The sequence below is a fragment of the Mesorhizobium sp. FG116 genome, assembly GCF_057809835.1.
This window is the reverse complement of record NZ_JBMDKS010000136.1, coordinates 1-624: the sequence shown is the minus strand read 5'-3', so window position 1 is coordinate 624 and position 624 is coordinate 1. Positions and strand designations below refer to the sequence as shown.

Genomic DNA, 624 nt, shown 5'->3' with positions numbered 1-624 from the left:
ACCATCGAGATTGTGGACGATGTGCCGACGGCGGTGGCGGACACGGGCTACGGGGTTGTCGAGGACGGCTTGTCGAACGTGTCTGGCAATGTGCTGGCGAACGACGTGTCCGGCGCGGATGCGCCGAAGGCGTTTGAGGGCTGGTCGTCGTCGGACACGGCTGCGGTCAACGAGTTGAACCAGTACGGCGTTCTGACGCAGAACGGCGACGGCAGCTGGAGCTACGTCCTGGACAACAGCCTTGCGGCGACGCAGGCGCTGTCTGGCACGTTCAACAAGGACTTCGTGCTTCACTACACGATGAAGGATGCGGACGGGGACACGTCGTCGTCGACGCTGACGATCAACGTCAAGGGGGCCAATGACGGTCCGACGGTAACGGTCGACACCGGCAATCCGGGCAACGCCAACGACCTGGTCTATGAGAGCGGCCTTGACGGGATCGGCTCGAACGGGTCTGCGACCACGGAGTTTGCGACGGGTACGTTCAAGCTGTCGGACCCTGATGGTCTTGGCGATGTGAAGAGCGTGTCGATCAATGGCGGCGCGGCGATCCTGATCGGCGACCTTGTCGGGTCGAGCATCAATGGTGCGCACGGCACGCTGACGATCACGGCCTACAAT

Annotated in this window: 1 protein-coding gene; it reads left to right on the top strand. The window is 62.7% G+C overall.

What is annotated here, in order from left to right; genetic code table 11:
• Positions 1 to 624 (top strand): cadherin-like domain-containing protein (locus tag ACODTY_RS24130; protein WP_488996702.1); only part of this gene is annotated, 624 nt, incomplete at both ends.